This window comes from Pseudomonas sp. IT-P44 (assembly GCF_949768225.1).
Lineage (GTDB): Bacteria > Pseudomonadota > Gammaproteobacteria > Pseudomonadales > Pseudomonadaceae > Aquipseudomonas > Aquipseudomonas migulae.
This window is the reverse complement of sequence record NZ_CATKQM010000046.1, coordinates 67,290-80,579: the sequence shown is the minus strand read 5'-3', so window position 1 is coordinate 80,579 and position 13,290 is coordinate 67,290. Positions and strand designations below refer to the sequence as shown.

Genomic DNA, 13,290 nt, shown 5'->3' with positions numbered 1-13,290 from the left:
GCCCTCTCAGGAGATAAGGTTAGTCAGAAAATCAGGACTTCTTGTCGTCAGCCGCTTTATCAGTCGGATTGGCGATCAGGGCCTTGAGCTCGTCGCTCATCGGGAAGTTCAGGTTCAGACCTTTTGGCGGGATTGGCTGCATGAACCATTTGTCGTAGATCTTGTTGATCTCGCCCGACTTGTAGGTTGCCACGATGGCGTCGTCTACAGCCTTCTTGAACGGCTCGTCGCCCTTGCGGACCATGCAGCCGTAGATTTCGTAGGACTGTGGAGTGCCGGTCACGGCCCAGTCAGTTGCCTTCTTGGCTTTGGCTGCTTCACCTGCCAGCAGGGCGTCGTCCATCATGAAAGCCACGGCACGGCCGGTTTCCAGCATCTGGAAGGATTCGCCGTGGTCTTTGGCGGAGATGACGTTCATACCCATCTGCTTGTCGGCGTTCATCGCCTTCAGGATGCGTTCGGACGTGGTGCCGGCGGTGGTCACGACGTTCTTGCCGGCCAGGTCAGCGAAATCCTTGTACTTGGAGTCTGCCTTGGACAGCAGGCGAGTACCGATTTCGAAAATGCCGACGGAGAAGTCAACTTGCTGCTGACGCTCGACGTTGTTGGTGGTGGAACCGCACTCGAGGTCCACGGTGCCGTTCTGCACCAACGGGATGCGGGTTTGCGAGGTCACCAGGTTGTATTTGACCTGGAGATTCGGCATGTCGAGGTCTTTTTTCAGGGCTTCAACGACTTTCAGCTGAATATCGTGGGAGTAGCCAACCGGTTTGCCGGAAGCGTCCGCGATATAGGAAAACGGAATGGAAGCGTCACGATGCCCGAGGGTGATGGTGCCGGACTCTTTGATCTTCTTCAGTGTGCCGGTGAGTTCGGCAGCGAAAACTGGAGTGGTAATCAGAGCTGCAGCAATGGCTGCGCCCAGGATATGGGGAACGATGCGCATCAAATTTTCCTCGACATTGTTTTTTTTATGGAGCCAGTTCATCGGCCCTTTTGTGCTTCGAATGTCTGTCGGCTTCTCAAGGTCCGCGCAACAAGCATTCGTCCAAGAGTGTAGAGCATGACTCGTGCCAGACCAGTCGATACAAGCTAAGATATTGATTTATAAGGAGATTAAATATTTATGGCGCGTTTTTTGGAGAGAGATAGTCCGGTTAACCGAATAGACCGACGGGTCGCGTTCGGAAAACCGAACGCCCCATGCTGTAAACGCATTCCCCTGTAGGAGCCGGCTTGCTGGCGATGGCGGTGTGCCAGTCAATAAAGAAGTTGACTGGCACACCGCCATCGCCAGCAAGCCGGCTCCTACAGGGGATTGATGGTGTTTCCCGAATAGCAAAAAGCCCCTGAATCGTGAGATTCAGGGGCTTTCGTTCAAGCGGATTACCGATCAGGCCGCTTCAATCTTGCTGCGGTTCTGCTCGACCTTGCTCAGATACTCCGCCAGCGCTTGCTGCTCGGCCGGGGTGGTGAACAAGCCCAGCTTGCTGCGACGCCACAGAATGTCGTGCGCCGTGGTTGCCCACTCTTCGCTGCACAGGTAATCGACTTCGCGGGTGTAGAGACCGCCGCCGATGTGCTCGCCCAGGTCGCTGAGGCTTTGCACGCCTTCAAGCATGCGCCAGGTGCGGCTGCCGTAAGTGGTTGCCCAGCGACGGGCGATTTCGGTCGGTACCCAGTCGAACTGGTCGCGGATGCGCGATTTCAGCGCCTGCGGGGTGGTCATGTCTTCGCCGCCCGGCAGGGTGGCGCTGGCGGTCCAGCTCGGCTTGATGTGCGTGAAGTAAGGCGCCAGTTGTGCCAGCGCCGACTCGGCCAGTTTGCGGTAGGTGGTCAGCTTGCCGCCGAACACCGACAGCAACGGCGCTTCTTCGCCCGTGCCCGAAAGCGCGAGGGTGTAGTCGCGGGTGACGGCCGACGGATTGTCGGATTCGTCGTTGCACAGCGGACGAACACCGGAATAGCTGTGCAGGATGTCGTCGCGGCTGATCTGCTTCTTGAAGTGGGCGTTGACCACTTTCAACAGGTAATCGGTTTCGCCTTCGGTGATCGCCACTTTTGCCGGATCGCCGGTGTACTCGCGGTCGGTGGTGCCGATCAGGGTGAAATGGTTCAGGTACGGAATGGTAAAGACGATGCGCTGATCTTCGTTTTGCAGAATGTGCGCGTGATCACCTTCGTACAGTTTCGGCACGATCAGGTGACTGCCCTGGATCAGGCGGATGCCGTACGGCGATTCCATCTTCAAATCATCACGAATGAACTTGGCAACCCATGGGCCGGCCGCATTCACCAGCGCCTTGGCGCGGATCGAAAGCAGGCTGCCGTCGGCGCGTTCCAGGTGCAGATGCCATAGGCCTTTGGTTCGACGGGCGCTGACGCAGCGGGTCTGGGTGTGCACATGGGCGCCGTTCTCGCGGGCCGCCATGGCGTTCAGGACCACCAGGCGCGCGTCGTCGACCCAGCAATCGGAGTATTCGAAGCCTTTGGTGATTTCGCTTTTCAACGGGCTGTCCGGGCCGAACTTCAGGCTTTTCGAACCTTCCAGTTTTTCCCGTTTGCCCAGGTTGTCATACAGGAACAGGCCGGCGCGGATCATCCAGGCCGGACGCAGGTGCGGACGGTGCGGCAGGACGAAGCGCATTTGCTTGACGATGTGCGGCGCCTTGGCCAGCAACACTTCGCGCTCGGCGAGGGCTTCGCGGACCAGGCGGAATTCGTAATGTTCGAGGTAGCGCAGGCCACCGTGGATCAGTTTGCTGCTGGCCGACGAGGTGTGGCTGGCCAGATCATCCTTTTCGCAAAGGAACACCGAAAGACCGCGACCGGCGGCATCCGCTGCGATCCCCACGCCATTGATCCCGCCACCGATGACGGCGATATCGTAGACCTCGGCGAGTGGGGGCGTAGGCAAGGTAGAAGTGGGCATCGGCTGGCCTCGGTTTTTTTGATTGTCGATATTGGATTTCGAACATTAATGTTCATTTGCGAAAATGGTAGCCCATAAAGCCGCCCACAGCCAGTTAACTTCGATTGAAAATACTGATCGAAGGGCCGTTAAAGGAAAATTTACGAACATTAGTAGCCGAGGGGGGATTGCGGGGGGGCACGCATTTTGTAGGAGCCGGCTTGCTGGCGATGGCGGCCTTGAAGACGCCATCGCCAGCAAGCCGGCTCCTACAAGGAGGTTGTTTAGCAGTCAGAGGGGTTAAACAACCTCCAACCGAATCTTGTGCTGACTCAACAACTGCGCCAGCGCCGGCACTGGCTGCTGATCCGTCACCAGGCAATCGATCAAGCTGATCGGCCCCAGGCGAATCATGGCATTGCGCCCGAATTTGCTGGAGTCCGCTGCCAGAATCACCTGCCGTGCATTGGCGATGATCGCCTGCGACACCCGCACTTCCTGATAATCGAAGTCCAGCAGGCTGCCGTCTTCATCAATACCGCTGATGCCGACCAGCGCGAAGTCGACCTTGAACTGGTTGATGAAGTCGACACTCGCCTGACCGACCACGCCACCGTCGCGCCGCACATTGCCACCGGTCAGCAGAACGTCGAAGTCGTCCTTGGCGCTGAGCATCGAAGCCACATGCAGGTTGTTGGTGATGATCTTCAGGTGGTTGTGGTTGAGCAGCGCCCGTGCGATCGATTCGGTGGTGGTACCGATGTTGATGAACAGCGAGGCGTGATCGGGGATCTGTGCGGCAATGGCTTCGCCGATACGCTGCTTTTCATCGCGCATCTGATCGGCACGCATGGCGTAGGCGGTGTTTTCGACACTGGAATCGTAGGCTGCGCCACCGTGGTAGCGACGCAATAAATTGGATTCCGCGAGCTGATTGATGTCGCGGCGGATGGTCTGCGGTGTAACGACGAACAGCGTGGCCATTTCCTCGATGCTGACATAGCCGCGTTCGCGGACCAGTTCGAGGATTTGCTGCTGACGGGGAGGCAGATTCATGGGGCTTCCTTTGGGCTGCCGTGCAAAATTTGCCCATGATGCCGCAGGAATCTGCTCCCTACCAGTTACATACAGATACGAGTACTTACGTTGGCTTATTCAGCGCCTTCATGAGGTTCCCAGTCACGCGTGCGGCTGACCGCTTTTTTCCAGCCGGCGTAGAGTTTTTCCTTGGCGGTTTCGTCCAGTGTCGGCTCGAATTCACGCTCGATCACCGCCTTGCCGCGCAGTTCTTCCAGGCTGCCCCAGAAGCCACACGCCAGACCGGCCAGGTACGCGGCACCGAGTGCGGTGGTTTCGCGCATTTGCGGGCGCTCGACCTGAGTGCCGAGGATGTCGGCCTGGAATTGCATCAGGAAGTTGTTTGCCACCGCGCCGCCATCCACACGCAATGCTTTGAGGCGTTCGCCGGAATCCTGTTGCATGGCGTCGAGCACGTCGCGGGTCTGGTAGGCAATCGACTCCAGCGCTGCACGAATGATGTGATCCACGCGTACGCCGCGAGTCAGGCCGAACAGTGCGCCACGGGCATACGGGTCCCAGTACGGAGCGCCCAGGCCGGTGAAGGCTGGCACCAGGTACACGCCGTTGCTGTCCTTGACCTTGTTGGCGAAGTATTCGGTGTCGTGGGCGTCGTTGATGATTTTCAGTTCGTCACGCAGCCACTGAACGGTGGAGCCGCCGTTGAACACCGCGCCTTCCAGCGCATAGGCCACTTCGCCACGCGGACCGCAGGCGATGGTGGTCAGCATGCCGTGCTTGGACTTCACCGCTTTGTCGCCGGTGTTCATCAGCAGGAAGCAGCCGGTGCCGTAGGTGTTTTTCGCCTGGCCTGGCTCGACGCACATCTGGCCGAACAGGGCAGCCTGCTGATCACCGGCGATACCGCCGATGGCGATGCCGCTTTTGGTGTGGCCGTAGATTTCTGACGAGGATTTAACTTCCGGCAGCATCTCGCGCGGAATATCCAGCACCTCCAGCATCTTCGCATCCCACTCCAGGGTGTGGATGTTGAAGAGCATGGTGCGCGAGGCGTTGGTGTAGTCGGTGACGTGGACTTTGCCGCCGGTAAATTTCCAGATCAGCCAGCTGTCCACGGTGCCGAACAGCAGTTCGCCTTTGCGCGCACGCTCGCGGCTGCCTTCGACGTTGTCGAGGATCCACTTGAGTTTGGTGCCCGAGAAGTACGGGTCGGTGACCAGGCCGGTGGTGTCGCTGATGTATTGCTCGTGGCCGTCACGTTTGAGCTGTTGGCAGATCTCGGTGCTGCGGCGGCACTGCCAGACGATCGCGTTGTAGATCGGGCGGCCGGTGGTCTTGTCCCAGACCACAGTGGTTTCGCGCTGGTTGGTGATGCCGATGGCCGCGACCTGGTCGTGATGCAGGCCGGCTTGCGCCAGGGCCTCGACCATCACGGCGCTTTGGGTGGCGAAGATTTCCATCGGGTCGTGTTCGACCCAACCGGCTTGCGGGTAATGCTGGGCGAATTCGCGCTGGGCGGTGCAAACCACGTTCGCGTCGCGGTCGAAAATGATCGCGCGGGAGCTGGTCGTACCCTGATCGAGGGCAATGATGTAGTTCTTATTCTGAATGTCGGTCATGTCGATTGCCTTGGACGAAAAAAGGGAGTGAGGTCAGGCGCGGGACCAAATGGGCAGGATCACGCGCCTACGGTATCAAGAAGTTCTTGGTTTGCCGTCAATGGCCGGTGTTGCGTCCTTTGTAGCAGGTTCGGCGCTGGGCAGATGACGGGCAATCAGCCCGCGATACGCTGCAGCACCGAGGCAGGCACCGACAATCGGTGCAAAAATCGGGATCAGGAAATACGGGATATCGCGGCCACCAGTGAAGGAAATTTCACCCCAGCCAGCGAAGAAAGTCATCAGTTTGGGACCGAAGTCACGCGCCGGGTTCATCGCAAAACCGGTCAGCGGGCCCATCGAACTACCGATCACCGCGATCAGCAGGCCGATCAGCAGCGGCGCCATCGGCCCGTTTGGCAGACCGTTGTTGTCATCGGTCAGGGACATGATCACGCCCATCAGAACGGCGGTGATGATCACTTCAACCAGGAAGGCCTGGGCCGTGGACAAGACCGGGTTGGGGAACGTGGAGAACACCGACGCCAGTTCAAGGCTGGCTTGAGTGCCACGAACCATATGGTGAGTTTGTTCGTAATCGAAGAATAGATTGCTGTACAGCGTGTAAACCAACAACGCGCCGCAGAAGGCGCCGGCCACCTGGGCAAGAATATAGAACGGCAGTTTGCGTTTTTCGAAGTCAGCGAAAATGCTCAGCGCGATGCTTACGGCAGGATTGAGATGAGCACCCGAAACCCCGGCGGTCAGGTAGATCGCCATGCTGACGCCGACGCCCCAGATGATGCTGATTTCCCACAAGCCAAAGCTGGCACCCGCGACCTTGAGCGCGGCAACGCAACCGGTACCAAAAAAGATCAGCAGTGCAGTGCCCAGAAACTCGGCCATGCATTGGCTCGAAAGCGACGGTTGTTGTAAAGCAGTTGTCATTGAAAACCTCTTTGTTTTTGTTGTCTGGCGCTTTTTTCGTCATGGCCAAAGCGCGATTTTCACCAGGGCAGGATCCCCATCCTGTTCCTGGCTTACTGCTGGGTACTGCGTTGTCACGTTGTACTGTATTCAGATTCGAAAAAATATAGACAAGAAACACTGCTGTCAAAGGTCGAAAGTGAACTGTCGGTCACAATGCAACTATTAGTCACATGAATGATCGTTTTGTTTGGCGAACCGGACGAACTCTGACGAGCGGTAAAGAATCGCGCCAAGCGCTGGAAACGCTGCCGTGATAGAGCCTTTTGTGGAGCAATGTCCTAGAATCCAGCGCAGTATTTTTCTCTGCCGCCCAGTCTGGAGCTGTCATGACCCCCGCATTGGATTTGTTGAAAAAAGTTCGTGCCGAACATCGCGTGCACAGTTACGAACATGATCCGAAGGCGGCGTCCTATGGCTTGGAGGCCGCGGAGAAACTGGGGCTGGACCCGGCGCAAGTGTTCAAGACGTTACTGGCGGCCAGTGAAAAAGGGGAATTGCTGGTGGCGGTGGTGCCGGTCGTCGGAAGTCTGGACTTGAAGGGCCTGGCGCATGCGGCCGGGGTGAAAAAAGTCGAAATGGCCGACCCTGCCGCTGCACAGCGCTCGACGGGTTATCTGTTGGGCGGTATCAGCCCGCTGGGACAGAAAAAGCGCCTGCGCACGTTTATCGATAATTCGGCCCAGCCCTTTGCCAGCATTTTTGTCAGTGCCGGTCGACGTGGCCTGGAAGTGGAACTGGCCCCCGCGGTACTGGCCGAACATACCCAGGCCAAGTTCGCCGATATCGGCCGCGCCTGAATCAGGGAGAAGGTTATGCAGCTTGAGTTCCATCAGGTCGATGCGTTCAGTGATCGACCGTTCAGTGGCAACCCGGCGATGGTCTATCGCCTCGATGCGTGGCTCGCCGATGAGTTGATGCAGAAAATCGCCGCTGAACATAACCTCGCCGAAACGGCCTTTGTGGTGCGTGAAGGGCAGGGTTGGCACATCCGCTGGTTCACTCCGACCACCGAGGTGCCTTTGTGTGGGCATGCCACCCTGGCCAGCGCTTATGTCTTGTTCGAGATCTATAAGGAGCCGGTCGAACGCCTGGACTTCATTTGTAAGTCCGGCCCGCTGAGCGTGAGTCGTGAGGGTGGCCGCTTGTGGCTGGATTTCCCGGCAATCGTGCCGTCTGCAGTCGGCGTGACCCTGGATGTCGAACGTGCTTTGGGCGTCGACGTGGTCGATGTGTTGGGTTCGAATGAGTTATTCGTGGTGCTGGAGTCGGAGCAGGCCGTGCTCGACTGTCAGCCCGACATGGTCGCGTTGGCCAAACTGCCGTGGCCGGGAGCCATCGTCACCGCCAAGGGCAGCAAGCATGATTTTGTGTCGCGGTACTTCGCGCCGGCGATCGGTATCAATGAGGATCCGGTGACCGGTTCGACCCATTGCAGTTTGATCCCGTATTGGTCGAAGCGTTTGGGCAAGTCGAGCCTGACGGCGTATCAGTGTTCGAAGCGAGGCGGGGAGTTGTTCTGTCGGCTGGAAGGCGATCGGGTGAAGATCGGCGGGAATGCGACGCTGGTTGCGAGCGGAATGCTGATGCTGGGTTAACCCCAATCCCGTAGGAGCGAGGCTTGCCCGCGAAGGCGTAGTGTCAGGCAATGCAAATATCGACTGACACTACGCCTTCGCGGGCAAGCCTCGCTCCTACAGATTCAGGTATCAGCTGGCGGTGCTGTAACGCCGAACGCCGGATTCGACCGTCGGAATCTGCGCGGCGATGCTGCCGGACGCCTGGAACAACACCAGGTGTTCAGCAGCAACCCGGATGCCAACTTCTGCACCGACCAGATGATCGGCATGGCTCGGGAAAATCGATTCCAGCTGCGCGCCCGTCGGCATCTGCAACCGATACAACGTCGACGCACCCTGGAACGACTTGCCGACAATCCGCGCCTTCAAGCCACTGTCCGGTGCATAAACGATATCGTCCGGGCGCAACAATACGTCCACGGCGCCACCAATCGGCCAGGTGTAGGCCCGATTTCCGCGCAACTCACCCAGCTCGGTCTGCACCGATTCCGGGCTGCTCAGCTGACCACGAATGAAGTATCCCTGACCGATGAAACTGGCCACATAGGGCGTCAGCGGTTCGTGATACAGGTTGTAGGGCGTGTCCCACTGTTCCAGGCGACCTTCCTTGAAAACCCCGACATGATCGCTTACCGCGAAGGCTTCTTCCTGGTCGTGGGTCACCAGAATCGCGCTGGTGCCACGGGCCTTGAGGATGTCGCGCACTTCGTGGCTGAGCTTGCGCCGCAGTTCGCCGTCGAGATTGGAAAACGGTTCGTCGAGCAGTAACAGTTGCGGTTCCGGTGCCAGGGCGCGAGCCAGGGCGACACGCTGTTGCTGACCGCCGGAAAGCTCGTGCGGAAAGCGTTTGCCGAGGTTTTTCAGGTTGACCAGTTCCAGCAGCTCTTCGGTCACGCGATCCTTTTGCGGATGCTTGCGAATCCCGAACGCGATGTTTTCGGCCACGCTCAAATGCGGAAACAGTGCGTAATCCTGGAACACCATGCCGATCCGGCGTTTCTCCGGTGCGAGGGTGAAGCCGGCGCTTGAGATCGTCTCGCCCGCCAGGGTGATTTCACCTTCGTGCACTGGTTCAAAACCGGCAATCGCCCGCAGCGTCGTGGTTTTGCCGCAACCCGAAGAACCGAGCAGGCAACCGATATCACCGGCATTCAAATGCAGGTTGAGGTTCTGCACGACGCGCTGGTCTTGATAGCCGCAAGCGAGGTTGCGCAGGTTAAGCAGTAATGGCTGGCTCATGCGTGGTGGTACGAAGGCGGAACGAGAAACTCGAGCAGGGCCTTTTGTGCGTGAAGACGGTTTTCCGCTTGATCCCAGGCGACTGAGCGCGGGTCATCGAGCAGGTCGAGGCTGATTTCTTCGCCACGGTGGGCGGGCAGGCAATGCATGAACAGCACGTCTTCGGCGGCCAGGTCCAGCAGGGCGCGGTTGACCTGGAACGGTGCGAACAGCTTCAGGCGCTTGGCGGTTTCCTCTTCCTGGCCCATGGAGGTCCAGACGTCGGTGCTCACCAGATGCGCGCCGCGCACGGCGTCCTTCGGATCCCGGACGATGGTCACCCGGTCACCGGCGCTGGCCACGAACTCAGGATTGGGTTCATAGCCTTCAGGGCACGCAATGCGCAACTGGAAGTCGAACTGGATCGCCGCTTCTATATAGCTGTTGCACATGTTGTTGCCGTCGCCGATCCAGGCAACGGTCTTGCCCTGGATCGAGCCGCGATGTTCGAGGAAGGTTTGCATGTCGGCCAGCAACTGGCACGGGTGCAGGTCATCGGACAGGCCGTTGATCAGCGGGACGCGCGAATTGGCGGCGAATTCGGTCAGGGTGCTGTGGGAAAACGTACGGATCATCACCGCATCGAGCATGCTCGACATGACAATGGCGGCGTCGCCGATCGGTTCGCCACGGCCCAGTTGCGTGTCGCGCGGCGACAGGAAGATTGCCTGGCCACCGAGCTGGATCATGCCGGCCTCGAACGAGATCCGGGTACGGGTCGAGGACTTCTCGAAAATCATCCCGAGCACGCGGTTTTTCAGGGGCTCGAACAGTACGCCGCGGTTACGCAGGTCTTTGAGCTCAACGCCTCGACGGATCACGCTGACCAGCTCTTCGGGCGTGCAATCCATCAGGGAGAGAAAGTGCCTTGCGCTCATCATTGACTACCTTTTTGCTACAAACCGCAGATGCTCAAAGCCTTGTTTAACTGGAAAACGGGCGAGACCTGCGGCGTAAGCCGCACAGGGCGACGAAATAGGGGAAGGCGCGATCTTATAATTAAATGTCGCGTCTTACCAATAGGGCTACGGTTTTTAGGGGATTTCAGAGGGGCTATGGGGTGACCGCAGTAGCGCTTTTGAAGCCTGTTTCCTGACAGCAGCTGCTCATTTGTACACTGCGGCTGCGGGGCTTTGCAATCAAACAGGGCGGGCATGGTGCGCTGATGGTCGGTTTCTGACCCGGCATTCCAGTCAGCTGATGGCAATGTGCCTCGTTTGTAACACTTGCTAATGCAATGTGCTGGGTTATAACTAAGTCACGAGCGACGCAGGAAGCCTTCGGAATGGAATCGAAAGAACAGCAATTGATGGAATTACTAGGTCTCACGGCCCGCTCACTGACGCATCTCACTGCTTCCATGACCTCAATGTCCTTTGAGCTTTTGCGAAGTAACGACGAGGTGACCAGGGCCGCTGGCCGGCGGATGATCGACCGCATGGCCACCATCAGCACAGGGCTCGACGAGCACTGGCGGCTGATCGGCGAGCTCACCGGCGTGCATGTCGCCCACGAACAGATTGAAACCATCTAGGAGATTCAGTTGCAGGCGCCACCGAGGCTGCCGTCGAACTGATCCCGAGCGGTCATCGGCTGGCCTGATGGCCGCCGATTCACAAGACGAACGTCGCTGGCGCAGTGGCGGGGCACGCGCCATAGTTTTGTTCCCGCGGCCGTTATTGCCCGCCCAGAACAAGACAGAGACTGGCCATGACCAAGACTCTCCATCACCGTGCGTGCCACCTGTGTGAAGCCATCTGCGGCCTGACCATCGAGACCACCGAGCTCGATGGCGATGTGCAGATCACCTCGATCAAGGGCGATGCCCTCGATACGTTCAGCCGCGGGCACATCTGCCCCAAGGCCGTTGCCCTGCAAGACATCCAGAACGATCCTGACCGCCTGCGTCAGCCGATGCTGCGCGTTGGCAGCGAATGGCAGCCCATCGAGTGGGAAGATGCCTTCAATCTGGTCGCCGAACGCCTGGCGGGGATACAGGAGCGCCACGGGCAGAACTCGGTGGCGGTTTATCAAGGCAACCCCAGCGTGCACAACTACGGGCTGATGACCCACAGCAATTACTTTCTTGGCCTGCTGAAAACCCGCAACCGGTTTTCCGCGACCTCGGTCGATCAGTTGCCTCATCACCTGACCAGCCATTTGATGTACGGCCACGGTCTGCTGTTGCCGATCCCGGACATCGATCACACCGATTTCATGCTGATTCTTGGTGGTAATCCGCTGGCCTCCAACGGCAGCATCATGACTGTGCCGGATGTCGAAAAGCGCCTGAAAGCGATACAGGCCCGGGGCGGCAAAGTGGTGGTGGTCGATCCGCGTCGCAGCGAAACGGCTGCGATTGCCGATCAGCATCTGTTCGTCCGTCCGGGTGGCGACGCGGCATTGCTGTTCGGGCTGCTCAACACGTTGTTTGCTGAAGGCCTGACCCGCGACAGCCATTTGCCGGTCGACGGCCTGGATGACGTGCGCGAGGCCGTCGCGGCTTTCACCGCCGAAGCCATGAGCCCGTTGTGTGCCGTGCCGGCCGAGCAGATCCGCCAATTGGCGCGGGACTTCGCGGCGGCGCCGACAGCGGTTTGTTATGGCCGCATGGGCGTTTCAACACAGGCGTTCGGCACGTTGTGTCATTGGCTGGTGCAGTTGATCAACCTGGTCACCGGCAACCTTGATCGCGTCGGTGGTGCGGTGTGCACCGAGCCGGCGGTGGACCTGGTGGCGTCTACCTCGGGCGGGCATTTCAATCTGTGGCAGAGCCGCGTGTCTGGGCGTCCGGAATACAGCGGCGAGCTGCCAGTGTCGGCGCTGGCCGAAGAGATGCTCACCGAAGGGGAAGGGCAGGTTCGCGCGTTGATTACCGTGGCCGGCAATCCGGTGTTGTCGACGCCCAATGGCCGGCAACTGGAGCAGGCGCTGGACGGGTTGGAGTTCATGGTCAGTGTTGATTTGTACATCAACGAAACCACGCGCTATGCCGACCTGATCCTGCCATCCACTTCAGCCCTGGAAAACGATCACTACGACACCACGTTCAACATGTTTGCGGTGCGTAACGTCAGCCGGTTCAATCGCGCGATCCTGGCCAAGCCGGAAGGCGCGTTGCACGACTGGGAGATTTTCGTCGGGCTGGCCAAGGCCTTTGCCGCGAAGACCGGCAAGGAACTGAAACCGACGATTCCCCCAGCGCAGATGATCGATCGTGGCTTGCGAATGGGGCTGTATGGCGACGCTTCGCCGCACAAGCTGTCTTTGGCGACGCTGTTTGATCAACCGCATGGCGTTGATCTTGGCGCGCTGAAATCCAACCTGGCGCCACGCCTGAAAACCGCCAACCAGCGCGTTCAGGCAGCACCGGCGGCGATCCTTGCCGACCTCTCGCGATTTGCGGCGCTGCAAGCACCGGCGGCTGATGAACTGCTGATGATTGGCCGTCGTCACGTGCGCAGCAATAACTCGTGGATGCACAACTATCACCGACTGGTGAAGGGCAAGCCGCGTCATCAGTTGCTGATGCATCCGGACGACCTGGCCAGTCGCGGGCTCAGCGATGGGCAGCGGGTGCGGGTCAGTTCCCGGGTCGGCATGATCGAAGTGGAAGTGCTGGGCAGTCAGGATATGATGAAAGGAGTGGTCAGCCTGCCGCACGGTTGGGGCCATGCGCGGCCTGGCGTGCAGATGACGATTGCCAGCGGCCAGCCAGGTTCCAGTGCCAATGACCTGACCGACGAGTGTCAGCTCGATGAGTTGTCGGGGAATGCGGCATTGAACGGTGTGCCGGTGACCGTAGCGGCGGCTTGATTGAGTCTGTCGGGGAGACCGAGCATGGCGCTCGGCTTTCCGTTACAATGCGCCACCGTGCCGACCCCCGAGTCGGAAAGTT

Annotated in this window: 11 protein-coding genes; 4 read left to right on the top strand and 7 right to left on the bottom strand. The window is 59.0% G+C overall.

Annotation, left to right across the window (positions count from 1 at the left end; all coding sequences use genetic code 11):
* Positions 1-31: 31 nt before the first annotated feature.
* The 5 genes from ACM6IO_RS21905 to ACM6IO_RS21885 all read right to left on the bottom strand — a co-directional run bounded on the left by ACM6IO_RS21905 (position 32) and on the right by ACM6IO_RS21885 (position 6,495).
* The gene (locus tag ACM6IO_RS21905) at positions 32-946 is read right to left on the bottom strand and encodes a glutamate/aspartate ABC transporter substrate-binding protein (RefSeq protein WP_008032176.1); all 915 of its coding nucleotides are present in this window, start codon (positions 944-946) and stop codon (positions 32-34) included.
* A gap of 447 nt (positions 947-1,393) precedes the next feature.
* Complete coding sequence (gene glpD / locus ACM6IO_RS21900; RefSeq protein WP_414912215.1) at positions 1,394-2,932, bottom strand: glycerol-3-phosphate dehydrogenase; 1,539 nt, start codon at positions 2,930-2,932, stop codon at positions 1,394-1,396.
* 279 nt (positions 2,933-3,211) lie between these two features.
* Complete coding sequence (locus ACM6IO_RS21895) at positions 3,212-3,967, bottom strand: DeoR/GlpR family transcriptional regulator (protein ID WP_008032173.1); 756 nt, start codon at positions 3,965-3,967, stop codon at positions 3,212-3,214.
* A 95-nt stretch (positions 3,968-4,062) separates the two neighbouring features.
* Positions 4,063-5,568 carry a glycerol kinase GlpK gene (glpK, locus tag ACM6IO_RS21890; RefSeq protein ID WP_008032172.1) on the bottom strand — a complete coding sequence of 502 codons (1,506 nt, stop codon included), beginning with the start codon at positions 5,566-5,568 and terminating at the stop codon, positions 4,063-4,065.
* Between the two features lie 75 nt (positions 5,569-5,643).
* A complete protein-coding gene (locus ACM6IO_RS21885) occupies positions 5,644-6,495 on the bottom strand; it encodes an MIP/aquaporin family protein (protein ID WP_008032171.1) in 852 nt (283 codons plus the stop codon).
* Positions 6,496-6,863: 368 nt separating this feature from the next.
* Between ACM6IO_RS21885 and ybaK the strand changes: the two genes are divergently transcribed.
* Both ybaK and ACM6IO_RS21875 read left to right on the top strand, forming a co-directional pair.
* Positions 6,864-7,334, top strand: a complete 471-nt coding sequence (ybaK, locus tag ACM6IO_RS21880) for a Cys-tRNA(Pro) deacylase (RefSeq protein WP_007971306.1) — start codon at positions 6,864-6,866, stop codon at positions 7,332-7,334.
* A 15-nt stretch (positions 7,335-7,349) separates the two neighbouring features.
* Complete coding sequence (locus ACM6IO_RS21875) at positions 7,350-8,132, top strand: PhzF family phenazine biosynthesis protein (RefSeq protein ID WP_192228574.1); 783 nt, start codon at positions 7,350-7,352, stop codon at positions 8,130-8,132.
* Between the two features lie 111 nt (positions 8,133-8,243).
* On the opposite strand, the gene ACM6IO_RS21870 is transcribed toward ACM6IO_RS21875, so the two are convergent.
* Entirely contained in the window at positions 8,244-9,353 is a 1,110-nt protein-coding gene (locus tag ACM6IO_RS21870; RefSeq protein ID WP_008040856.1) for an ABC transporter ATP-binding protein, read from the bottom strand.
* Positions 9,350-10,270 (bottom strand): ornithine carbamoyltransferase, encoded by a 921-nt coding sequence (gene argF, locus ACM6IO_RS21865; RefSeq protein WP_192228575.1) that lies wholly within the window; start codon positions 10,268-10,270, stop codon positions 9,350-9,352. The genes ACM6IO_RS21870 and argF overlap by 4 nt, the downstream gene beginning before the upstream one ends.
* Before the next feature lie 407 nt (positions 10,271-10,677).
* Between argF and ACM6IO_RS21860 the strand changes: the two genes are divergently transcribed.
* Both ACM6IO_RS21860 and ACM6IO_RS21855 read left to right on the top strand, forming a co-directional pair.
* Positions 10,678-10,926 (top strand): hypothetical protein, encoded by a 249-nt coding sequence (locus ACM6IO_RS21860; RefSeq protein WP_414912214.1) that lies wholly within the window; start codon positions 10,678-10,680, stop codon positions 10,924-10,926.
* 176 nt (positions 10,927-11,102) lie between these two features.
* Positions 11,103-13,208 carry a molybdopterin oxidoreductase family protein gene (locus ACM6IO_RS21855; RefSeq protein ID WP_253404826.1) on the top strand — a complete coding sequence of 702 codons (2,106 nt, stop codon included), beginning with the start codon at positions 11,103-11,105 and terminating at the stop codon, positions 13,206-13,208.
* The last annotated feature ends 82 nt before the right edge of the window (positions 13,209-13,290 follow it).